This window comes from Falsiroseomonas bella (genome assembly GCF_003173615.1).
GTDB lineage: Bacteria > Pseudomonadota > Alphaproteobacteria > Acetobacterales > Acetobacteraceae > Falsiroseomonas > Falsiroseomonas bella.
Genome location: NZ_QGNA01000006.1, coordinates 24,312 through 44,725 on the forward strand (window position 1 = coordinate 24,312; position 20,414 = coordinate 44,725).

The following is a 20,414-nucleotide window of genomic DNA, read 5'->3' on the forward strand; positions in this document are numbered from 1 at the left end:
CTACCGCACGAGCGAGCGAAGCAGGGAATCCACCGCCGCGTAAGGCATCTCGATCTCCATGTAGTGGCCGAGACCGATCGTGCCGACGACAGCGCCGGCCAGGCCGAAGAGCAGGGCGGAATGGAAGGGCCGGCGCTCCGCGAGCCAGGCGATCAGCAGCGCGAGCAGGATCGCCGTGACCGCGAAGCCGAGGAAGGCGGAGCCGACCACCATGAGCACCAGGCCGGCGATGTAGAGGTGGAAGGTGCGGCGTTCCTCGGGGCCGACGGGCTCCTCCGCCGCTCCCGGCGCCGCTGCGTCGCGGCCCAGCGCGGGGACGAGCACCAGCGCAAGCGCGAGCGCCGCCGCCAGCCCCGCCGTGATCTGCGGGAAGATGCCGGCGCCCGGGCCGAATGGCCCGAAATCCTCGAGGCGCATCGCCTGCGAGAGCAGCAGCAGTGCCACCGCCGCCGCGGCGATGTAGGGCAGCCGCTCCGAGCGAAGGAAGCGCGACACTATCGCCGCTTCATCCCGGCCTCGGCGAGCATCGCCTCGATGGTGGGGGCCTGGGAGAACAGCGCGTGGCGGAACTCCGCGCCGGTCATCGGCTTCGGCATGTTGATGGTGCGCGTCAGCATCTCCACGGTCGCGGGGTCGCGCGCCGCCTTCAGGATCGCGGCCTCGAAGCGCGCGCGGATCGGCGCGGGCACGCCGGCGGGGCAGGCGAAGCCGAGCGGCACCACCGTCTCGCCATTGTAGCCGGCCTCCTTCACGGTCGGGATGTCGGGCATGTTCGGCCAGCGCGCCGGCGTCACCGCCAGCAGCTTCAGCCTCTGCGACTGCAGCATCGGCAGCAGCACCGTGGAGGAGGTCATGGCGATGTCCACGAAGCCGCCGACCGTCTGGGTGATGGCCTCGGCGTCGGTCTGCGTGTTCACCAGCCGGAACCGCGCGCCCGACTGGTTGCCGGCCTGCACCAGCGCGACGCCGTTCATGATGGTGGCGCAGGCATAGGTGATGCGGCGCGTCTTGCCGGTGGCGATCATGTCGCCGAAGGTCTGCCAGGGCGAGTTCGCCGCGACGGCGACGCCATAGTAGTTCTGCGAGATGCCGCCGAGGAAGGCGAGGTCGTCCCAGCTGAAGGGCACCTGCATGATGTGCGGCAGGACCAGCAGCGAGCCGATGTTCACCAGCGAGAGCGTGTAGCCGTCGGGCGGGCTGCTCGCCATTTCCGCCATCCCGGTCAGGCCGCTGCCGCCGACGATGTTCCGCACGACCACCGTGCCGCCCGTGTCCTGCGCGATGACGCGCGCGACCTGGCGCGCCACGAGGTCCGCGCCGCCGCCAGGAGCGACGGAGACGATCAGGCGGATCTCCTTGCTCGGCCAGTCGGCGTTCTGCGCGAGGGCGGGCGCGGCGAGGACCGTGCCGCCGGCGATGACAAGGCTGCGACGCGTGATGGCGGACATGCGGCTTTCCTCCCATGTCGTCATTCCCGGCGGGGGAAGGCTAGCCACCCATTGAAACGTTTACAAGATCCGCGCGGAACGCGTGCTCCGGCAGGCCTGCCACGCCTGGCTCCAGCGCCAGAAGGCATCCGGCGGCGGGTTGCGCCGCCAGCGCCGCGGCATCGAGGCCGTATGAGATCGTCGTGACGAAGAGGGTGCGCAGACCGGGGCCGCCAAAGGCCAGGCTGCTCGGCTTGGCGACGGGCAGGGCGATGGCGCGGTCCAGCTGCCCGTCGGGTGCGTAGCGCGCGATCCGCCAGCCCTCGATCTCAGCCACCCAGAGGAAGCCTTCCTCGTCCACCGTGCAGCCATCCGGCCTGAAGCCGTTGCCGGTGTAGTCGATCAGGCATTGCGGCGCGCCCAGCATGCCGGTGGCCGGGTCGAGGTCGTAGGCATCCACGCGGCCCGGCCGTGAATCGGCGTGGTACACGCGTCGTCCATCCGGGCTGAAGGCGATGCCGTTCGAGACGACGAGGCCGCGCCGCCGGCAAACCGGACGCAGATCGGGACCGATGCTGTAGAGCGCCGCCACGGGGGCATGGCCGCCCGCGTGGCGGGTGCCGATCCACAACCGCCCCGCGGCGTCGCATGCGCCGTCGTTGAAGCTGACGTCGCTGAAATCCACGCCGGACAGCGGCCATTGCTCGGCGCGCCCGCTCTCGAACTCGAAGCGGCCGAGCCCCTTCTTGTAGCCGACGACCAGCCCGCCTTGCCCATCCGGCACCAGGCAGGAGGGGCGGAAGGGCAGTTCGCGCTCCTCGGTCACGCCGTCCCGCAGGCGGAAGACGACGCGACGATGCCCATCGATCCAGTAGAGCGCCTGCCCGGCGGCGCACCAGAGCGGCGCCTCGCCCACCGTCGCGCGGACGGCGCTCGCGACACGAACCTCAACGGGCGCCATCGGACGTGCTCCGCCGGTTGCACGCCTGGACGCTAGTCACCGCCCGGCGTGGCGGCAAGCCGGTGCGTTGGAGAGCGGCGGGGATTCGGCTAGCTTGTTGCCATGTCATCCGATGCGTCCCGGGACGCGCCCCGCCGGCGGCCGCGGCCGACCATCACGGACGTCGCGCGCGAGGCGGGCGTCTCCACCGGCACGGTGTCCCATGTGCTGAACGGCTCGCGCGATGTCAGCGCCGAGCGGCGCGAGCGCGTGATGCGCGCGGTGCGGGACCTGGGCTACGTGCCCAACCTGCTGGCGCAGAGCCTCAGGCGGAACCGCGCCACCCTGATCGGGCTGTGCATGCCGCACGCCGCCTTCGGCTATTTCGTGGCGCTGTCGGAGGCCTTCGAGGGGCTCGCGGCGGAGGCCGGCTACGACATCCTGCACGTCTTCAGCCGCCAGGACAGCGATACGGAACTGCACCGCGTGGAGACGCTGCTGCGCTTCGACATTGGCGGCCTGCTGCTGCTGCCGAGCTGGGAGCCCGGGGCCACGCTGGATCGCCTGGCCCGTGCCGCGGTGCCGACCGTGATCCTCGACCGCCCGATCGAGGATGCGCGCTTCGACCAGGTGCGCGTCGACGTGCGCGCGGCGATGCGGCGGGCTGCGGCCGAGCTCCTCGCCCGCGGCCATCGCCGCCTCGCCTTCGTCTCGGCCAATCCCCGGCTGCTGATCTCGCGCCACCGGATCGAGGGGCTGCGACAGGGTCTGGCCGAGGTGCCGCGCGCCTCGCTCGAGATCATCGAGCGTTCGGAGAACGCGGCGACCTTCCTGGAGCAGCTCGCCACGGCGATGCGGGGGCCGAAGCGGCCGACTGCGCTGCTCGCGACCAACACGCAGGGCGTGGAGCAGGTGGTGCGCGCGCTGGCCGCGCTCGGCCTGCGTTGCCCGGAGGATGTCTCGTTGATCGCGGTGGACGAGCCGCCATGGTCGGAGATGGCGACGCCCCGGCTTTCCGCCATCCGCCCGCCGGCGAGCGAGGTGGCGTGCCGGGCCTGGGAGCTGCTGCTGGCGCGCATGCAGGGCGTGCGTCCGCGCGTGCGGCGGCTGGCGCTGGAGCCGGAGCTGCGCGTGGCCGAGTCCCTGGGCCAGGCGCCAGCGCGGCGTTGACAGCGCCCCTGCCGCGCGGCACGCTTTGAAACGTTTAAGGGTCCATGGAGCGACCCGACGAGCCTGCCGGAAGCGGGCCGTGTGGAAGGGACAGGACGCGCCATGCAAGGCGATGTCAGCGGCGAAGCAGCCTGGGTGACCGCGTCCGGCGACCCGCCCGTCCTGCTTCTCGCCGGTTCACTCCACACGGCAGAAGCGATGCGGCGCATCGCCGCGAACCGATCGCTGCCCATCGCCACACGCACGGGGCCCGACGCGGCCGCGCTGCTGTCCGCCGCGCTCGAAAGCTCCGCCCGCATTCTTGCCCTGGTGCAGGAGGTGTCATGCGACGGGGCGGCGCTCTGCGCGGCGCTCGGCGCGGCGCGGCGGGCTGGACGCATCGTGGTGCTGCTTCCGGCTGACGGCAGCGTGTCGCAGTCGGGGCGGATGCTGCTTGCGGCGGAGGGCGCGATCCTGGTCGCTGCGCATCGCGAACTGCTCGACACGGCCCTGTTCGCGGCGAGCCTCGCGCGCACCGGCCTGCCCGCCGGCCCGCGCGTCGCCATCATGACGGGCGGCGGCGGCGGCGGCGTGATCGCGGCCGATCTCTGCGGCGCCGCCGGGCTGGAGGTGCCGCCGCTGTCGGAGGCGACCCGTGCCACCCTGGCGCCGCTCGTGCCGGCCATCGCATCCACCGCCAATCCGGTGGACCTGACGCCGGAGGCCTTCAACGAGAAGACCTATGACCGCTTTCCGCGCATCCTCGATATCGTCGCCGATGATCCGGGCGTGGACGCCATCTTCCTGCCGACCACCTTCAACGCGCCGCGCGGCGAGGCTGTGGCGGCGCAGCTGCTGGCGGAGTTCCATGCGCGCGCGCCGAAGCCGGTGCTGATCGCGGCCGGCACGCCACCGGCGATGCTGCCGGTCTTCGCGCGCTTCGGTGTCGCCCCGATCGCCGACATCGCCGCGGCGGCGGCAACCCTGGGCAAGCTCGTGGCACGCGCGCGCCTTGCGCCGTCCTTGATGCGTTCCGGCGGCATCGCGGCGCCGTGGAAGGCGCGCGATCTGTCGGCGCGGCTGGCGGAAGCCGGCTTCGCCTGCACGCCGGAAAGCGTCGCGGCGGACGGCCGCGTGTTGCCGCTGGCTCTTTCCGGCTGGCGCGAGGACGGCTTCGGCGCGCTGGTCGCGCTGGGCGCAGGCGGCGTTGCGGGACGCGTGCTCGAGGAGCAGGTGATCGCGCCCGCGCCGCTCGATGACGACGCGGCGCTTGCGCTGCTGGAACGCAGCCGGGCGGTCGCGCAGGTGGCGCGCCTGGAGCCCTCGCTGGACCGGCCCGCCCTGGCACGGGCGGTTGCTGGCTTCTCGCGCCTTGTCGCCGGCGCGCCCTGGCCGCGCTTCAGGCTGCGGCTCGATCCGGTGCTCGCCGGCGCCGGTGCGCCGCGCGTGCCGGATGCGCGGCTTTCCCTCGCACCGGAGGAGTGCTGACGACGATGTTCGCCGCACCGCTCGTCATCCAGGCCGAGCTATTCACGCGGCTGCCCGATGCGCTGCGCATCGAAGGGCGCCACACCGATTGGAGCCGCGCGCGCGGCGCTGGGCCGCTGCATTCCTTCCTCGAAGGGCCCGCCTTCGACAGGGCGGGCAACTTCTACTGCACAGACCTCAACCACGGCCGCATCTTCCGCGTCTCGGCCGGAGGCGCGTGGGAGGTCTTCGCCGACTACGGGGGCGGGCCGAACGGGCTGAAGATCCACCGCGACGGCCGCATCTTCGTGGTCTGCCGGAAGGAGGGGGTGGTCGCCTTCGATCCGGCGAGCGGGCGGCGCAGCACCGTGGCGGAAGGCTTCGACGGCAAGCCCTTCGTCGGCCTCAACGATCTCTGCTTCGCCGACAATGGTGATCTCTACTTCACCGATCCGGGCCACAGTTCGCAGCGCCGCCCCGATGGGCGCGTCTATCGCATGACGCCGGACGGCGCGATCACCCTTGTCTGCGACGGGCTGCCCTATCCGAACGGGCTGGTGCTGTCGGCCGGGCAGGAAACGCTGTTCGTCGCGCTGACACGCCCGCTGTCCGTGATCCGCATTTCGCTGCAGCCCGATGCGCAAGGACAGCGACATCATCACTGGGGAACCTTCCTGCAGCTGTCCGGCGGCCTGGCCGGACCCGATGGGCTGGCGGTCGACGATGAGGGCGGCCTCGCCGTGGCGCATTCGGGCCTCGCGACGGTGTGGCTGTTCGACCGGCTCGGTCAGCCTGCGGCCCGCATCCTCTCGCCGGCCGGCATCCGCACGACGAACATCGCCTATGGCGGCCCCGACCTGCGCGACCTCTACATCACGGAGTCCGAGCAGGGCTGCATCCTGCGGGCGCGCGTGCCGGTCGCGGGACGCGCCATGTATTCGCACCGCGCGCCTGCATGAGCGCCGCGCGCAACCCTCTGCTCGCGCCGGAGAGCATCGTCGTCATCGGCGCGTCGGACACGCCGGGCAATCTCGGCGCGCGGGTGATCGACTACCAGCGCAAATACGGCTACCGCGGCCGCATCCATGTGGTGAATCCGCGGCGTGACAGCGTCGCCGGCCTGCCCTGCCACGCCGCTCCCGCCGCGCTGCCGGAGGTGCCGGACCTCGCCATCCTCGCCGTCTCGGCCGCCGCGGCGGAGGAAGCGGTGAAGAGCTGCATCGAGGCCGGCATCCGCCATGGCATCCTGTGGGCCGCGGGCTTCGCCGAGGTGGGCGGCGAGGGCGTGGCGCGCCAGGCTTCGCTCGCCGCCCTTTGCGATGCGCATGGCTTCTCCCTCTGCGGGCCGAACACGCTCGGCATCATCGACACGCATGTGCCGCTGGCAGCCACCTTCGCCACGCCGCTGCTGAAGGTGGACCGCCTGGTGCCGGGCAGCATCGCGATCGTCAGCCAGAGCGGCGGCACGGCCATCCACCTGCTCAGCCAGGCGCAGCAGGCCGGCTTCGGCCTGCGCTGCATGATCAGCTCGGGCAATGAGGCGGTGCTGCGCTTCCCGGACTATCTGCGCATGCTGGCGGAGGACGACGCGACGCGGGTCGTCGCCGCCTATCTGGAAGGCTTGCAGGACGGCGCCGACTTCCTCGACGCACTGGCGCGGCTGCGCGATGCGGGCAAGCCGCTGGTGATCCTGAAGGCGGGCGCCGCGGAGGCCAGCGCGCGCGCCGCGCAGGCGCATACCGGCGCGCTGACGGGTGCCTTCCGCGTCTGGCGCGCGGTGCTGGAGGAGCACGGCGCGATCCTGGTGCGCAGCGGCCGGGAGCTGCTGGATGTCTCGCTGCTGCTGGCGGCGGGAGTCCGGCCCGGCGGGCGGCGGGTGGCCGTGGTTTCGGCCGCGCCCGAGACAGCGGGGGTCGCCGCCTCGCTGCTGCAGGGCGAAGGCCTGGAGCTTGCGGGTGGCGCGCCCCGTGTCCTTGACGGTCCGCCCTCCGCCGCGATGCTGCGCGAGGCTGCCGGATCGGCTGACGCGTTGCTCTTCGAGGACGCGCTCGGCCTGGGTGAGCCAGCGGAGACGCAGGTCGCTCTCGCGACGCTCGCGCGGCTGCACGCCACGGGCGCGGTGCGGGCCGCGGCGGCGCTGGAGGTCGCGCCGGAGACGCGTGCGGCGCTCGCGCGCGATGGTCTCTGCGTCATCCCGACACCGGCGCGTGGCGCGGAAGCCCTTGCGCGCGTGCTGCGCGCGCCGCCGGCCGACGCGGTCGCGCGCCCGGCGCCGCTCGGCTTCGACTGGGCGGCGGCACTGCCGCAAGGGCGCGCGGGTCTTGTCGTCTCCGAGCATGACTGCCACCGCCTGCTCGCGGCCGGCGGGCTGCCCGTTGCGCAAGGCCGCATCGCCCATTCGCCCGAGGACGCCGCCGCCGCCTTCGCCGTCATCGGCGGGACGGTGGCGATGAAGGGGATCTCGGCGGCGGTGACACATCGCGCAGCGGCCGGTCTGCTGCGGCTCGGCATCGGCAGCGCGGCGGAGGCCGCTGCGGCATGGCATGCGCTGGCCGAACGCGCCGCGACGCTCGGCGTGCCCTTCGAAGGCGCCTATGTGCAGCGCATGGAGCAGGGCGGCGTCGAGGTGATCGTCGCCGCTTTCCGCGATCCGATGTTCGGCGTGATGGTCACCTGCGGCGCCGGCGGCACCGCGACCGAGTTGCTGGACGACGTCGCGATCGCCCGCGCGCCGCTGGATGCGGATGCCGCGCGGGCGCTGATCGCGCGGCTTCGCCTGGTCCGCGCGCTGGGCGATGATGCGCCGGATGCGGCGCCGCTTGCCCGCTTCATCGCGCATTTCTCCCGCCTGGCCGCCGCCATCCCCTGGGCCGCCTTCGAGCTGGAGGTGAACCCGGTGAAGTGGCGCGCCGCCGATGCCATCGCCGTGGATGGCCTGCTGCTGCTCACCGCCCCTTGAGATCGTCAGGAGATCGCTCGATGCCACCGCAATACGAAACGCGATACGACCACGCCACGATGGCGCCGAAGGACCTGAAATACGTCCTCTACGAGAAGAAGGGCCGCGTTGCCTACGTGACCATCAACAGGCCCGAGGTGCGCAACGCGTTGCATACCTACGCCTATCAGGAGCTGCGCGCATGCTGGCGCGACATCGGCCTCGATCCCGAGATCTACTGCGCGATCGTCACCGGCACCGGGGAGGCCTTCTCGGCGGGGCGGGACGTGAAGTTCCTCGCCGCGCACCAGGCGGAAGGCAAGCGCACGCCGCATGAGGACCCGACGAACCCGAACTACCACTGGGGCGGCGGCGGCCTGCCGAGCGCGGTCAATCTCGACAAGCCCGTGATCTCCGCCATCAACGGCCTTGCGGTGGGCGTGGGGCTCAGCCTGGCGCTTGCCGGGCAGCTGCGCGTGATGGCGGAGGAAGCCTGGATCAGCGACACGCACACGCTGGTGGGCCGGCTGGGCTCGCCGCAGAACCTCTATTTCGGCATCCCACGCGCCGTGGCCGCCTACATGACACTGGCGAATGGCCGGCTGACCGCGCAGGAATGCCTGCAATACGGCATCGTGAACCGCGTCGTGCCGCGCGCCCGGCTGATGGAAGCCGCGGAGGAGATCGCCGCCATGGTCTGCCGCGGGGCGCCGCTGCCGACGCAGGCGGCGGTGCGCATCTATCGCCTCGCCTCCGCCTTCCCCGACGCGCTGGTGGACTATCAGCGGGCGCTGGACCGGCAGACCGCGGAGAGCGAGGACGGCGCCGAGGGCCCGCGCGCCTTCCGCGAGAAGCGCAAGCCGAACTGGAAGGGCAGGTAGCAGCCCGCCATGCGCGCGGTCCGGCTCGTCCACAGCTCCGACCTGCATGTGGAGGATGCCGGGCCGCACGCGCCGCCGCGGCAGGCCGCCGCGGGCATTGCGGGGCTCGCGGCGGTGCTGGACACGGCGCGCGCGGTGCGGGCGGATCTGGTGCTGCTCGCCGGCGACACCTTCGACCATGCGCGGGTCGGCGATGCGATGCTGTCCCGGGCGACGGCCCTGATCGCCGCCGCGTCGCTGCCCGTCGTGCTGCTGCCTGGCAACCACGACGCGGCGCTACCCGATTGCCTGTTCCGCCGCGCCGGCCTGCTCGGGCTGCCGCAGGTGACGGTGCTCGGCGTGAATGCCGGGACGGCGCTGTTCGATGACCTGGGTCTGGAGATCTGGGGCCGGGCTCATGAGGGGGCGGATGCGCTGGACCCGCTCGGCCCGCCGCCGCCACGTCGTACGCGCTGGCAGGTGGCCGTGGCGCATGGACACTATGTGCCCGCGGAGGAATGGCGCTGGCAGTCGCACCGTGCCTGGCGCATCGCCGACGAGGCGCTGCGCGCGGCGCGGGCGGACTATGTCGCACTCGGCCACTGGGACCGCGCCGTGCGCGTCGGGCCACCGGAGGTCGAGGCGCATTACAGCGGCTCGCCGGACATGGCCGGCACCGTGCAACTCGTCACGCTCGCGCCGGAGGGCGTCGCCGTGCGGCGCGAACGCCTGCGCATCGCAGAGGGAGGATGTCCATGACCACGCGTCGTGTCCTGCTTGCCGCGCCCCTGCTTGCCGTTCCGCGCCTCGCCGCGGCGCAGAGCTGGCCGGCGGGCCGCGCCATCACGATCATCGTGCCCTACGCCCCCGGTGGTGGCGTGGACACGGCCGCGCGGATGATCGCGGCCGGGCTGGAGCGCGAGCTCTCGACCGGCGTGCAGGTGCTGAACCGACCGGGCGCCGGATCGCAGATCGGCATCACGGAGTTCCTGCGCAGCCGGCCGGATGGTCTGACGCTCACCTTCGCCGTGCTGCCGACGCTGATCACCCACTACCTCGATCCGTCCCGCCGCGCGCCCTATACGCGGGCGGACTTCCGCACCGTGGCGCTGCACCACATCTCGCCCGTCTCCTTCGCGGTGCGCAGCGCGAGCCCGTGGCGCAGCATCGCCGACCTGGTCGAGGCGGCGCGCGCGCGGCCGGAGGCGATCAGCGTCAGCGACAGCGGGCTGATGGCCACCCCGCATCTCGGCGTGCTGATGCTGCAGATGGCGGCCGGCGTGCGCTTCAACTCCATCCACTTCAACGGCGGCGCGCCATCGGTCACGGCGCTGCTCGGGGGCCATGTGGACGTGCTCGCCGGCGGCGGCAGCGACGTGCTGGGGCCGATGACGGAAGGGCAGTTCCGCGTTCTCGGCACCACGGGGGAGCAGCGCGATCCGCTGTTGCCGGGCGTGCCGACGCTGCGCGAGCAGGGGCTGGACGTGGTCGTCGCCTCGGCGGGCGGCATCCTCGCCCCGGCCGGCACGCCGGATGAGGCGGTGGCGCGCGTGGCGGAGGCTGTCCGCGCGGTGATGGCCGCGCCGGCCTACGACCAGGCGATGCGCCGCTTCGGCCTGGTGCCGGACTGGAAAGGCCCGGCCGAGTATGCCGCCTATTGGGAGCGGGACGAGGCGCGCATGCGCCCCATCATGGCGGCCCTGGCGCGCGGCTGAGCCGCGGCATCAGTTCGGGCGGATGGTCCGCAGGACGGGCGCCATCCGCCGTTCGGTGTCGATCCAGAACTGGGTATAGGCCTCCGGATCCATGAAGGCCGGCACCAGCGAGAAGTCGAGCAGCTGGCGGCGGTGCTCGGGGCTTTCCACCACGCGCTGCATCGCGCCGCTGAGCGCCTGCACGACGGGGATGGGCGTGCCCGCCGGCGCGACGATGCCGGTGGCGGAGGCTGCGATCACGTCATAGCCCTGCTCGCGCAGCGTCGGCACGTCCGGCATGGAGCTGTCGCGCTCCATCGCGGCGACGCCGAGCACCCGCCAGGCGCCGCTGCGGTAGTGCGGCAGGGAATCCGCGGTGCCGCCGGTGAACGCATCCACATGGCCGCCAAGGAGCGCGTTCACCGAGGGCGCGCCGCCGGTGTAGTGCACCGAGATGAACTTCACGCCCGCGACCTGTTCCAGCATCAGCACCTGGGTGTGCGGCACGGCCATCTGGCCGCTGGTGCTGAAGGATAGCGTATCCGGCCTGGCGCGCGCGGCCTCCACCAGGTCGCGCAGCGTGCGGTGCGGGCTGTCGGCGCGCACAGCGATGGTCTGCGGCGAGAAGTGGTGGTTGCCGATCGGCTGGAAGCTCTCGCGCGTATAGGGCGGTGTGCGCGGTGTCTCGGTGTAGTGGGTGACGACCGTCGGCAGCACGGCATAGGACAGCGTGTAGCCATCCGGGCGCGAGCGGACCAGTTCGGTCAGTCCGATCTGCGAGGCGGCGCCGGCCTTGTTGACCACCTGCACCGGCGTGCCGAGCTCGCGCTCCAGCGCGACCGCCATCAGGCGCCCGGCCGTGTCGGTGACGCCGCCGGGGGCGTAGGGAACGATCAGGATGATCGGGCGGCCGCGCTGCGGGAAGGCCGGCTGCGTCTGCGCGAAGGCCGTCGGGGTCGCCCCGGATGCAAGGGACAGCGCCATGGCTGCGAGAGCAGCCCTGCGGCTCATGGACATGACCTTCCCCCTTCACGGCGAGCATTTCGGTGACCCGCCGGCTGAATGCTTTCAACGCTAGGTGTTGCGGGAGCCCGGCGCAAGCAGTTTTCGCGAGGAACGGCTTGCCGCACCGGCGCGGGCCTGCCTATCCTGAATGCATTCAACCAGCCTGGAACCAGCGGGTGCGATCAACGACCGGAAGCGGGATGGAGCGCGACCTCGCTCCGCTGCTCTTCGCGCGCTCGATCGCGGTCATCGGCGCGTCCGACCAGCCCGGCAACCTGGGCGCGACGGCGATCGGCCTGCTGCGCAAGTTCGGCTTCGGCGGCCCGATCCTGCCGGTGAATCCACGGCGCGACAGCGTGGCCGGGATGCGCTGCTTCGACTCCGTCGCTGCCTTGCCGCGGGCGCCGGACCTCGCCCTGATCACCACGGCTGCGCCAACCATCCCGGCGCTGCTGCGCGACTGCGCGGCGGCCGGGATCCACCACGGCATCGCCTGGGCCGGCGGCTTCGCCGAGGCGGGGGAGGCCGGCACGGCCCTGCAGGAGGAGGTCGGCGCCATCTGCCGCGAGACCGGCTTCCTGCTGGCCGGCCCGAACTGCCTCGGCATTGTCAATTGCGCGACGGGGATGGCCGCGACCTTCTCCTCCGCACTGGTCGGCACGGACAGGCTGCTGCCAGGCGTCATCTCCATGGTGAGCCAGAGCGGCGGACTTTCGACCATGTGCCACACCCTGGCGCAGCAGTCCGGCTTCGGCTTCCGCCTGGTGATCAGCAGCGGCAACGAGGCGGTGCTCACCCTGGCCGACTACATCCGCGCGCTCGCGCGCGACGAAGGCACGCGGGTGATCGCGATCTACCTGGAAGGCGTGCGCGACGGTGCGGCGTTCCTGGCCGCGCTCGGCGAAGCGCGAGCGGCGGGCAAGCCCGTCGTCGTGCTCAAGGGCGGGATGAGCGAGGCGAGCGCGGCGGCGGTCGCGGCGCATACCGGCGCGCTGGCGGGGGAGGGGCGCGTCTGGCATGCCGTGCTGCACGAGCAGGGCGCGATCCAGGTGCATGGCCTCGAGGAGCTTCTGGATGCCGTGCTGTTCCTGGCCAGCGAGGGCGAGCGGGCCCGGCTGGCCGGTCCGCGCATCGGCATCGTCACCACCGGCGGCGGCAGCGGCGTGGTGACGGCGGACCAATGCGCGCGCGCCGGTCTCGCTACGCCGCCGCCGAGTGCGGCCACGCGGCAGGCGCTGCGCCACATGGCGCCGACGCTCGCCGCGCTCGGGAATCCCTTCGACCTGACGCCGCAGGTGTACACGCAGCCGGAGAGCCTGGCGCGCTTCGGCGCGACGCTCGACGCGATCGCCGCGGATGCATCGCTCGACGTTCTTTATGTGCAGTTCGGCCCGATGGCGCAGCGTGGCGCGGAGGTGGCCGCGGAGCTGGCGCGGTTCCGCGCAAGATCGCCGAAGCCGGTCTGCCTCGCCTGGCCGCTGGCGCCGCCGGGCGCGGTGGAGCACCTGCGTGCCGCGGGCGCCCATGTCTTCCTCGACTACGGCCGCGTGGTCGCGCTGCTGTCCGCCCTTGCGCAATCGGGCGACGGGCCGGCGCCGGTCGCGCCGCGGGGCTTCGACTGGACGGGCCTGCTGCCGCCGGCCCTGGACGGCCAGATCGTCCCGGAGCACGCCTGCCACGCCATCCTCGCGGCAGCGGGGCTGCCCGTGCCGGAAGGGCGGCTGGCCACCGCACCGGGTAGCGCCGCCGCCGTCGCGCGCGACATCGGCTTCCCGGTGGCGCTGAAGGGCATCTCGGCGCAGGTGACGCATCGCGCCGCGGCCGGCCTGCTCGCACTCGACCTGCGTGACGAGACCGAGGTCGCGGCAGCCGAGGGAAGCCTGCGCGCGCGCGCGGCGGAAGCGGCCGTCACGCTCGATGGCCTCTACGTGCAGCGCATGCGGCGCGGCGGGGCGGAAGTGCTCGTCTCCGCCTTCCGCGATCCGGTCTTCGGACCGGTCGTCTCGGTCGGCGCGGGCGGCACGCTGACCGAGGCGCTGGACGATGTCGCGCTCGCCCGCGCGCCGGTCGACGCGGAGGGCGCGGCGGCACTGCTCGGGCGGCTGCGCCTGCTCAGCCGCGCGGCGAAGCTCGCACCGGGCGCGGAGCTTGCGCCGCTTGCCGACTTCGTCGCGCGCTTCTCGCAGCTGGCCGCGGCGGCGCCGTGGCAGCGCTTCGTCTTTGAGGTGAACCCGGTCGCCTGGTCGCACGAAGGCGTCGTCGCCCTGGACGGGCTGCTGGTGATCGAGAGGGCCTGATGTCCACGCCGCATCTCCGCCTGGAATTTCCCGCGCCCTTCGTCGCGGTCCTCACCCTGGACAGGCCGCCGGTGAACGCGCTGGACCGGCCGACGCGCGAGGCCTTCGTCGCCCTGCTGGAGGAGCTGCACGAGCGCGACGACGTGCGCTGCATCGTGCTGACCGCCGCGGGCCGGATCTTCTGCGCCGGCGCCGACATCCGGGAGAAGCAGGCGCTCGGCGCGAAGCCGGGTGATCTGATGCGCGCCGACCGCGTGACCCGCGATGCCTTCTTCACGCTGCTCGACATCGCCAAGCCGGTCGTCTGCGCGGTGCAGGGCGGCGCCCTCGGCGCCGGCTTCGTGCTCGCCGCCTGCTGCGACACCATCCTCGCCAGCGAGGATGCCTATTTCGCCATGCCGGAGATCGATGTCGGCCAGGGCGGCGGCGCAAGCTTCCTGCAGCGCATCCTGCCGCCCGCCAAGCTGCGCCGGATGATGCTCACGGGCGAGCGCGTGCCGGCCGCCGAGCTGCATCGCCTCGGTGCGGTCGAGAGCGTGCTGCCGGCCGCCGAACTGCTGCCGGCCGCGATCGCCCTGGCCGCCACCATCGCCGCGAAGAGCCCGACGGCGGTGCGGCGCATCCGCGCCTCCTTCGGCACGGTGGAGGCGCTCGGCCTGCGCGAGGGGTTCCGCCTCGAGCAGGGCTACACGACCGAGCTCAGCCGCTCCGCCGACGCCGAGGAAGCCCGGCGTGCCTTCTTCGAGAAGCGCAAGCCGGATTTCGGCGGGCGCTGAGGCCAACACAGCAGGAGGAAACGCGTGTCCAAGCTCAGCTCGCCCTACGATCCCGCGCAGGCGCCGAAGGACCTGAAATACGTCCGCTACGAGAAGAAGGGCAACGTCGCCTACGTGATCATCAACCGCCCGGAGGTGCGCAACGCGCTGCACAGCTGGGCCTATATCGAGCTGCGCCAGTGCTGGCGCGACATCGGGCTCGACCCGGACATCTATGTCGGGATCGTCAGCGGCGAGGGCCAGGCCTTTTGCGCCGGGCGTGACGTGAAGTTCCTGGCCGAGCACTGGGCCAGCGGCACGCGCACGCCGCATGAGGATCCGAACAGTCCGCACTACCATTGGGGCGGCGGCGGCCAGCCGAAGGACGTGAACCTGGAGAAGCCGTTGATCGCCGCGCTGAACGGCTTCGCCGTCGGCGTCGGGCTGAACATCGTGCTGCAATGCCAACTGCGCGTGATGGCCGAGGATGCCTGGATCGGCGACCAGCACACCAATGTCGGCCGCTACGGCGCGCCGCACGAGCTCTACACCGCGCTGCCGCGCGCGACCGCGGCCTATCTCTCGCTCTGCAACGGCCGGCTGACTGCGCAGGAATGCCTGACGCAGGGCATCGTCAACAAGGTGGTGCCGCAGGACCAGGTGATGGCGGCGGCGGAGGAGATGGCGGAGATGGTCTGCCGGAGCTCGCCGCTTGCCGTGCAGGCGATCATCCGGACCTACAACATGGTCGCCGCCTTCCCGCCCTCCCTCGTGACCTATGCCCGCGACCTGGACCAGCGCATCGCGGAAACCGAGGATGGCGAGGAAGGCGCGCGTGCCTTCCGGGAGAAGCGTCGCCCGGCGTGGAAGCTGCGGTAGGTCGCCGCCGCCAGACCACCTGCCCCGGCGCGGCGGCTCGGCTATGGTCGGCCGCGCAGCGAAGGGTTCGGGTGTGGGGCGGAAGAGGGAGCAGGCGCCCGAAGGGCCGATGGCGACGCGGCGTGCGCCGACCATCACGGATGTGGCGCGGCTGGCCGGGGTGGCGGTCGGTACGGTCTCGAACGTGCTGAACGGGACCGTGCCGGTCGGTGGCGACCGGCGCGATCGGGTGCTCGCGGCTGTCGCGCAGCTCGGCTACCGCCCCAACATGCTCGCGCAGGGACTGCGTCGCCGCCGCTCGCCGGTCGTGGGCATCTGCGTTCCGCGCACCTCGGTCGCCTATTTCGCCGCACTGGTGGAGGCCTTCGAGGAGATCGCGTCCGATGGCGGCTACCATGTCATGCACGTGCTGACCCATGACGCCGCGGAACTGGAGCGCCAGCGTGTCGCCTCGCTGCTACGCTACCATGTCGGCGGCGTCGTGCTGGTGCCAGGCGCCGAGCCGGCACCCACGCTCGATATGCTTGCGCAGTCCGACACGCCCGTGGTGGTCGTGGACCGTACCGCCAGAGGATATGGCTTCGATGAGGTGACCTTCGACAACCGCGCCGCCATGCGGGACGCAACGGAACGGCTGATCGGGCTGGGGCATCGGCGCCTGCTGTTCGTCGTGCGGCGCCGCAAGCTGGTCGTGACGCAGCAGCGCATCCAGGGCATGCGGCAGGCGGTGCGCGGATCCGGCGCCGAGGTGTCGGCGGAGATTTTGGAATGCGCGGAGGAGCAGGAGCTGCGCACGCGGCTGGCCGTGGCCCTGACGGCGGTGCCGAGGCCCACGGCCGTGATCGTGAGCAACAGCACCTTCGCGGCAGCCGCGATGCGGGCGATCCGGGCCATGAAGCTGCGCTGCCCCGACGACGTTTCGCTGCTGGCCTTCGACGAGCCGGAATGGGCCGAGCTCGTCAGTCCGACGCTGTCCGTGGTGCGTCAGCCGACGCGTGACATCGCCCGCATGGCCTGGGAACTTCTCCTGCGCCGGATGCGCGGCGGGGCGGACCAGCGGCAGCAGGTCGAACTGAAGGCGCAGGTCGTGCTGCGTGACTCCGTCGCGCGTCCGCCGCTTGCATCGAAGCGCGCACGCCAGCGCGGCGGGTAAGCCTGTTCGAAGGAGAAACCCGCGGAAAGCAGGTCTGTCGAGTCCGGGTGGGTTCAGGCCTTAGAAGCCTTCGCGCGGGCGGCGGGACCCTGCGAATGAGCACCCTCCGGCTGGCTGTCGCCATCGGACGCCAGCAGCATGGTCAGATCAGCCTGCAGATCCTCGGCATTGTGCAGGATGATGGCCCCGCGCGCCATGGAGATCCGCCCATCGCGCGCCAGTCTCGACAATTCGCGCGAAACCGTCTCCCGACGAAGGCCCAGCCGCGCAGCGATCACATGCTGGGGCGGAGGCGGCGTCACACGGCGGTCGTCCCGGCTTCGCGGCGTGGACATGCGGAGCAACTCGGCAAGCAGCCGCTCGCGGGCGGGGAGCACCGCAGCCTCGATGGTCCGTTGGTCCTTGAGGCGGATCCGCGCGGTGAGCAGGCGCAGCAGCCGCAGTCCGGCGACCGGCGAGGAGAGGACGAGCGCGACGAAGCTCGGGCCGGGCACGGAGCAGAGTCGCGCGCGCAGCAGCGCCGTCACGCTGGCCGAGCGACGCAGCCCGTCGATCGCGGCGAGTTCGCCAAAGCACTCGCCGGCCGAAAGGTCGTTCAGGATGACCTCGTGCCCCTCGCCGCTGCGCACGACCACCCTGACCTTCCCCTCCGTGACGAAGAAGACCTCGCCCCCCTCGTCGCCCGCGTCGAGCACGGTCTCCCCGGGCGCCAGGATGCGCCAGCGTGCGGCAGCGGCCAGCTTCTCCAGCAGATCGTCGGCGACGCCCTCAAGGAAGGCGACGCGGCGCAACGTCTCGAGCCCGGCGGCACGGGAAGCCGGGATCGCCCGGGATGTCTGAAGCTCGGACACGGCGCGCCTTCCTCGTCGCGTCACGCCCTGGCGGGAGCCAGCCTGGTCGGATCCTTGATGCGCAAGGTGACGCCGCCGATCCGCGCGCCGGCGGAAAGCTGGAGGACATGCACCGCGCCCAGCGGATCACGGCCCTGAACCTCGATCGCGGCAGGCGCCACGGCGCGATCCGCGAGGCGCAGGCCCTCGACAAGCAGGGGACGCGCCTCGGCCGAGCGAAGGATCGCGACGTCACCCTCGAACCCTATCCGGGTGGCCCCGTGCACGGCGCCGGTTGCGCGCGGGCCGCGGTCGGGCAGCAGCGCGGCGGGAAGGCGCAGCAGCACGCTGCCGCTGGTCAGTTCGGGCAGCACCATCAGCGAGTCGGTCGCGGCGCTGCCGCGCAGGTGGAAACGCATGCCGCGTGGCGTGCCACCGCTCACGACCAGCACGTTGCGCAGGCCGAGGTTGTTGTCGGCCGGTATGCGCACGAAGCCGCCCTGGTCGATCACGGAGGGATCGAGCTCGTGCTCCAGCCGCGCGAGCAGGCAGAAATGCCCGTCGCCGGCGAGCCCGGTCCCCGGCGCTGGCGGGGCCCAGGCGAAGTCCACATCCGCCGCCGCCCCTGCCACCAGTTGCGGCACGACAATGCGGTTCGATTCCAGCGAGAAGGGCGGCTGGGCCTGGCTGCCGGAGAAGATGCCGCTCGCGCGCCAGGCGTCCGGGAAGGGCAGGTTGGTGGCGGGATCGGCCCAGTAGAGGAGGACGCTCACATTCCGTGCCGTCTGGGTGCCGCGATTGCGCGCGGTGACGCGGACGATGGTGCTGAAGCGCTGACCGGGCAGATGCACCGGGTTGGCCACAGGATTGCCATTCGTGCCGAGCAGCGCGATGTCCGGGCTTTCCCAGAAGACAGGCCGGACGAAGGGCTCGGTGCCGTCGTCCATGGCGTCGTCGCGCAGCCACACATCGACATCGGGAGCCGGCGCGGAGCAGGCCGCGCCCATGCGCAGCGCGCCGAAGCCGAAGCCGTTGTCCGGCACCAGGATGCCTGTCGTGTCGGCGGTCTGCATCAGGATCTGCTTGATGTCTGCCGAGGTCGCAGTCGCCCCCCGGCACTGGAACAGCAGCGCCGCCGCGCCCGCCACGATGGGCGCCGCGAAGCTGGTGCCGCTTCCAGGGCCGGTGCCGGGCGCCCCCGGTGGGACGGCGTACATGTTGCGTGGGATCGGCACGAGAAGGTTCTGCCCGGTGGCGGCCAGATCCGGCTTGATGCGCCCGTCCCGGCTTGGCCCGCGCCCGCTGAAGTCGGAAATCTGGGCAGGCCCGGCGTTCTTCGCGTGGCTGCCAACGGTGATCGGCAGGGTTGCCGTCGCAGGCACGCCCAGCGTCAGCCGATCGGGCTTCACCGAGGACAGCCATCTCAGCTTCGCTTGCGAGCCCCAGTTGTTGCGGTCCACCCAGACGTTGAACGTGCCGTTGACGATGCTGCGCGCCTGCAGCGTGAGCTGCCAGTTGCCGAGCGGAATCGATTGGCCCGGCGGCACGATCAGCAGGATGCTGATCCAGTTGTCGCCGTTGCGCGGGTCGTTCAGCACCGAGGCGATGCGGACCGAGATGCCACCGACCGCGACCGGCCCGGCGGTGGTTCCCGGCTCGACCGGCCCGATCACCACCGGGTTCGCACCCGGCGCGGCGAGCGTGACGGCGATGCGGTCATGGCCGTCGTACCAGATCTCGATCGCGTCGCTGTTGACCGGCGGTTCCTGTCCGCTGACCCCTGCGCGCACGTTCAAGGTCAGTGTCGTCGTGCCGCCGGGCACCAGCTGGTCCTCGGCATGCCCCGCAAGCTTTCTCGCGTTGCCGGCCGAGAGGGTGATCGCGCGTCCAGGCCGGGCGAGCAGAGCGTCCAGGAAGCGCTCGCCGCAGGTGGTGCCATCATGCGGGCCCTGCTGGTCGCCGAGGCTGATATTCACCACGCAGGGCCGCCCGGCCTGGTCGGCGCGGGCGAAGATGTAGGCGCAGGCATCGAGGATGGCGGCGTTGTCCGCGTTCAGCGTCACCCCGCTGTCGTAGCCGAGCGGGCTGACAAAGATGATCTCGCTGCCTGGCGCCGCTCCGGGCGCACCGCTGCCCAGGCCGTTCCCTGCGGCGCAGCCGGTCACCTTCGTGCCGTGCCAGGCCGCCTCGAACGCGGCCTGCCCGTTCGCCGGATCCGGTGGCGCGTGCCGCACCGTGGCATAGGCCGGGACGGTCGGCGGATTGACCGTGGCGAGCTCGTGGTCGATCCGCGCACGGTCGTACTCGACGCCGTAGGTCACACCGCCTTGCGGCATGAATCCCGGCAGGGCTGGCGCCACCGGCGGCCCGGCCTCGCCCGGGACGGGGAAGAGCCTCTGGTCCCACAGGAAGAGGACACGCGTCGCGCCGTTGGCATCGCGGAAATCCGGGTGGTGGATGTCGAGGATGTTGTCCACCACGCCGATGATCACGCCGCTGCCGTCCACCGGCGGCATTGCCGCATGCAGCGCGTCCATCTGCGCCAGCGGGATGGCCTGGCCCAGATCGCAGGACCAGGCGCGGGCGAGCTCGATGTAGCGCACGCCGTCGCAGCGTTCGAGAGCGCGTAGTCGGGATCGCGGCACGAAGGCCGTGCGGATCCCGCCCGCCGCGCCGCGGGGTACGCTGCCGAGGGACAGAAGCTCCTCGGCGCAGGCCTCGCCGAGGATGAAGACCGAGAAGACCGGCTCGTCGAACCTGGCGTGGAAGCTGCGCCCACCGGGCCGCTTGCGGCCGGCCGAAGGCATCAGCACGCCGGCCGTGAGCGGCGAGAAGGTCGCGTCCGGCGACTCCGAACGCGCCACCATCGCGCGCTGCTCCGCGGCCTTCAGACGGTGCAGGTCACGCAGCGGCAGCCCTGCGAGATAGGCGAGGCGCGGGTCGAGCTTGTCCCGGCCCGCACCCGCATCGCGCTGCGGGCGCGACCGACGCGATGGACGTGTCATGGCCGCTGCGCCCTT

Annotated in this window: 17 protein-coding genes; 11 read left to right on the forward strand and 6 right to left on the reverse strand. The window is 72.2% G+C overall.

The features are described from left to right. The 3 genes from DFH01_RS23550 to DFH01_RS23560 are packed head-to-tail and all read right to left on the reverse strand — an operon-like array spanning position 1 to position 2,388. Entirely contained in the window at positions 1 to 495 is a 495-nt protein-coding gene (locus tag DFH01_RS23550) for a tripartite tricarboxylate transporter TctB family protein (RefSeq protein WP_109872975.1), read from the reverse strand. Then, positions 495 to 1,448, reverse strand: a complete 954-nt coding sequence (locus tag DFH01_RS23555; protein ID WP_158287874.1) for a Bug family tripartite tricarboxylate transporter substrate binding protein — start codon at positions 1,446 to 1,448, stop codon at positions 495 to 497. The genes DFH01_RS23550 and DFH01_RS23555 overlap by 1 nt, the downstream gene beginning before the upstream one ends. A gap of 40 nt (positions 1,449 to 1,488) precedes the next feature. Beyond that, entirely contained in the window at positions 1,489 to 2,388 is a 900-nt protein-coding gene (locus DFH01_RS23560) for an SMP-30/gluconolactonase/LRE family protein (protein ID WP_109872977.1), read from the reverse strand. 102 nt (positions 2,389 to 2,490) lie between these two features. Here DFH01_RS23560 and DFH01_RS23565 point away from each other — a divergent pair, with 102 nt between their 5' ends. From DFH01_RS23565 to DFH01_RS23595, 7 genes are all read left to right on the forward strand, one after another. Further along, positions 2,491 to 3,537, forward strand: coding sequence for a LacI family DNA-binding transcriptional regulator (locus tag DFH01_RS23565; RefSeq protein ID WP_109872978.1), 1,047 nt, complete (start codon positions 2,491 to 2,493; stop codon positions 3,535 to 3,537). Positions 3,538 to 3,735: 198 nt separating this feature from the next. After that, positions 3,736 to 5,004, forward strand: a complete 1,269-nt coding sequence (locus DFH01_RS23570) for an acetate--CoA ligase family protein (protein ID WP_146217132.1) — start codon at positions 3,736 to 3,738, stop codon at positions 5,002 to 5,004. 5 nt (positions 5,005 to 5,009) lie between these two features. Continuing rightward, positions 5,010 to 5,942 (forward strand): SMP-30/gluconolactonase/LRE family protein, encoded by a 933-nt coding sequence (locus DFH01_RS23575; protein WP_109873205.1) that lies wholly within the window; start codon positions 5,010 to 5,012, stop codon positions 5,940 to 5,942. After that, the gene (locus tag DFH01_RS23580) at positions 5,939 to 7,942 is read left to right on the forward strand and encodes an acetate--CoA ligase family protein (protein ID WP_109872980.1); all 2,004 of its coding nucleotides are present in this window, start codon (positions 5,939 to 5,941) and stop codon (positions 7,940 to 7,942) included. The genes DFH01_RS23575 and DFH01_RS23580 overlap by 4 nt, the downstream gene beginning before the upstream one ends. Before the next feature lie 20 nt (positions 7,943 to 7,962). Next, complete coding sequence (locus DFH01_RS23585; RefSeq protein WP_109872981.1) at positions 7,963 to 8,802, forward strand: enoyl-CoA hydratase/isomerase family protein; 840 nt, start codon at positions 7,963 to 7,965, stop codon at positions 8,800 to 8,802. A 9-nt stretch (positions 8,803 to 8,811) separates the two neighbouring features. Next, on the forward strand, positions 8,812 to 9,540 hold the full coding sequence (locus DFH01_RS23590; RefSeq protein WP_109872982.1) for a metallophosphoesterase family protein: 729 nt from the start codon (positions 8,812 to 8,814) through the stop codon (positions 9,538 to 9,540). Further along, positions 9,537 to 10,496 carry a tripartite tricarboxylate transporter substrate binding protein gene (locus tag DFH01_RS23595; RefSeq protein WP_158287875.1) on the forward strand — a complete coding sequence of 320 codons (960 nt, stop codon included), beginning with the start codon at positions 9,537 to 9,539 and terminating at the stop codon, positions 10,494 to 10,496. The genes DFH01_RS23590 and DFH01_RS23595 overlap by 4 nt, the downstream gene beginning before the upstream one ends. A gap of 9 nt (positions 10,497 to 10,505) precedes the next feature. On the opposite strand, the gene DFH01_RS23600 is transcribed toward DFH01_RS23595, so the two are convergent. Then, a complete protein-coding gene (locus DFH01_RS23600) occupies positions 10,506 to 11,486 on the reverse strand; it encodes a tripartite tricarboxylate transporter substrate binding protein (RefSeq protein ID WP_158287876.1) in 981 nt (326 codons plus the stop codon). Positions 11,487 to 11,680: 194 nt separating this feature from the next. Here DFH01_RS23600 and DFH01_RS23605 point away from each other — a divergent pair, with 194 nt between their 5' ends. From DFH01_RS23605 to DFH01_RS23620, 4 genes are all read left to right on the forward strand, one after another. After that, positions 11,681 to 13,777, forward strand: coding sequence for an acetate--CoA ligase family protein (locus tag DFH01_RS23605; RefSeq protein ID WP_109872985.1), 2,097 nt, complete (start codon positions 11,681 to 11,683; stop codon positions 13,775 to 13,777). Beyond that, positions 13,777 to 14,553, forward strand: coding sequence for an enoyl-CoA hydratase/isomerase family protein (locus DFH01_RS23610; protein ID WP_109872986.1), 777 nt, complete (start codon positions 13,777 to 13,779; stop codon positions 14,551 to 14,553). Before DFH01_RS23605 ends, DFH01_RS23610 begins: the two co-directional genes overlap by 1 nt. 24 nt (positions 14,554 to 14,577) lie before the next feature. Further along, positions 14,578 to 15,411, forward strand: a complete 834-nt coding sequence (locus DFH01_RS23615) for an enoyl-CoA hydratase/isomerase family protein (RefSeq protein ID WP_109872987.1) — start codon at positions 14,578 to 14,580, stop codon at positions 15,409 to 15,411. A 109-nt stretch (positions 15,412 to 15,520) separates the two neighbouring features. After that, positions 15,521 to 16,564 (forward strand): LacI family DNA-binding transcriptional regulator, encoded by a 1,044-nt coding sequence (locus DFH01_RS23620; protein ID WP_158287877.1) that lies wholly within the window; start codon positions 15,521 to 15,523, stop codon positions 16,562 to 16,564. Positions 16,565 to 16,617: 53 nt separating this feature from the next. On the opposite strand, the gene DFH01_RS23625 is transcribed toward DFH01_RS23620, so the two are convergent. Continuing rightward, positions 16,618 to 17,415 (reverse strand): Crp/Fnr family transcriptional regulator, encoded by a 798-nt coding sequence (locus tag DFH01_RS23625; protein ID WP_233256253.1) that lies wholly within the window; start codon positions 17,413 to 17,415, stop codon positions 16,618 to 16,620. A 20-nt stretch (positions 17,416 to 17,435) separates the two neighbouring features. Next, on the reverse strand, positions 17,436 to 20,399 hold the full coding sequence (locus DFH01_RS23630) for a S8 family serine peptidase (protein WP_109872989.1): 2,964 nt from the start codon (positions 20,397 to 20,399) through the stop codon (positions 17,436 to 17,438). Positions 20,400 to 20,414 lie beyond the last annotated feature (15 nt).

Bases quoted from the DNA above. Each gene is read 5' to 3' on its own strand.
- DFH01_RS23555 (WP_158287874.1), bottom strand. From the start codon at position 1,448: ATGTCCGCCATCACGCGTCGCAGCCTTGTCATCGCCGGCGGCACGGTC.
- DFH01_RS23560 (WP_109872977.1), bottom strand. From the start codon at position 2,388: ATGGCGCCCGTTGAGGTTCGTGTCGCGAGCGCCGTCCGCGCGACGGTG.
- DFH01_RS23565 (WP_109872978.1), top strand. From the start codon at position 2,491: ATGTCATCCGATGCGTCCCGGGACGCGCCCCGCCGGCGGCCGCGGCCG.
- DFH01_RS23570 (WP_146217132.1), top strand. From the start codon at position 3,736: ATGCGGCGCATCGCCGCGAACCGATCGCTGCCCATCGCCACACGCACG.
- DFH01_RS23575 (WP_109873205.1), top strand. From the start codon at position 5,010: ATGTTCGCCGCACCGCTCGTCATCCAGGCCGAGCTATTCACGCGGCTG.
- DFH01_RS23580 (WP_109872980.1), top strand. From the start codon at position 5,939: ATGAGCGCCGCGCGCAACCCTCTGCTCGCGCCGGAGAGCATCGTCGTC.
- DFH01_RS23585 (WP_109872981.1), top strand. From the start codon at position 7,963: ATGCCACCGCAATACGAAACGCGATACGACCACGCCACGATGGCGCCG.
- DFH01_RS23590 (WP_109872982.1), top strand. From the start codon at position 8,812: ATGCGCGCGGTCCGGCTCGTCCACAGCTCCGACCTGCATGTGGAGGAT.
- DFH01_RS23595 (WP_158287875.1), top strand. From the start codon at position 9,537: ATGACCACGCGTCGTGTCCTGCTTGCCGCGCCCCTGCTTGCCGTTCCG.
- DFH01_RS23600 (WP_158287876.1), bottom strand. From the start codon at position 11,486: ATGAGCCGCAGGGCTGCTCTCGCAGCCATGGCGCTGTCCCTTGCATCC.
- DFH01_RS23605 (WP_109872985.1), top strand. From the start codon at position 11,681: ATGGAGCGCGACCTCGCTCCGCTGCTCTTCGCGCGCTCGATCGCGGTC.
- DFH01_RS23610 (WP_109872986.1), top strand. From the start codon at position 13,777: ATGTCCACGCCGCATCTCCGCCTGGAATTTCCCGCGCCCTTCGTCGCG.
- DFH01_RS23620 (WP_158287877.1), top strand. From the start codon at position 15,521: ATGGCGACGCGGCGTGCGCCGACCATCACGGATGTGGCGCGGCTGGCC.
- DFH01_RS23630 (WP_109872989.1), bottom strand. From the start codon at position 20,399: ATGACACGTCCATCGCGTCGGTCGCGCCCGCAGCGCGATGCGGGTGCG.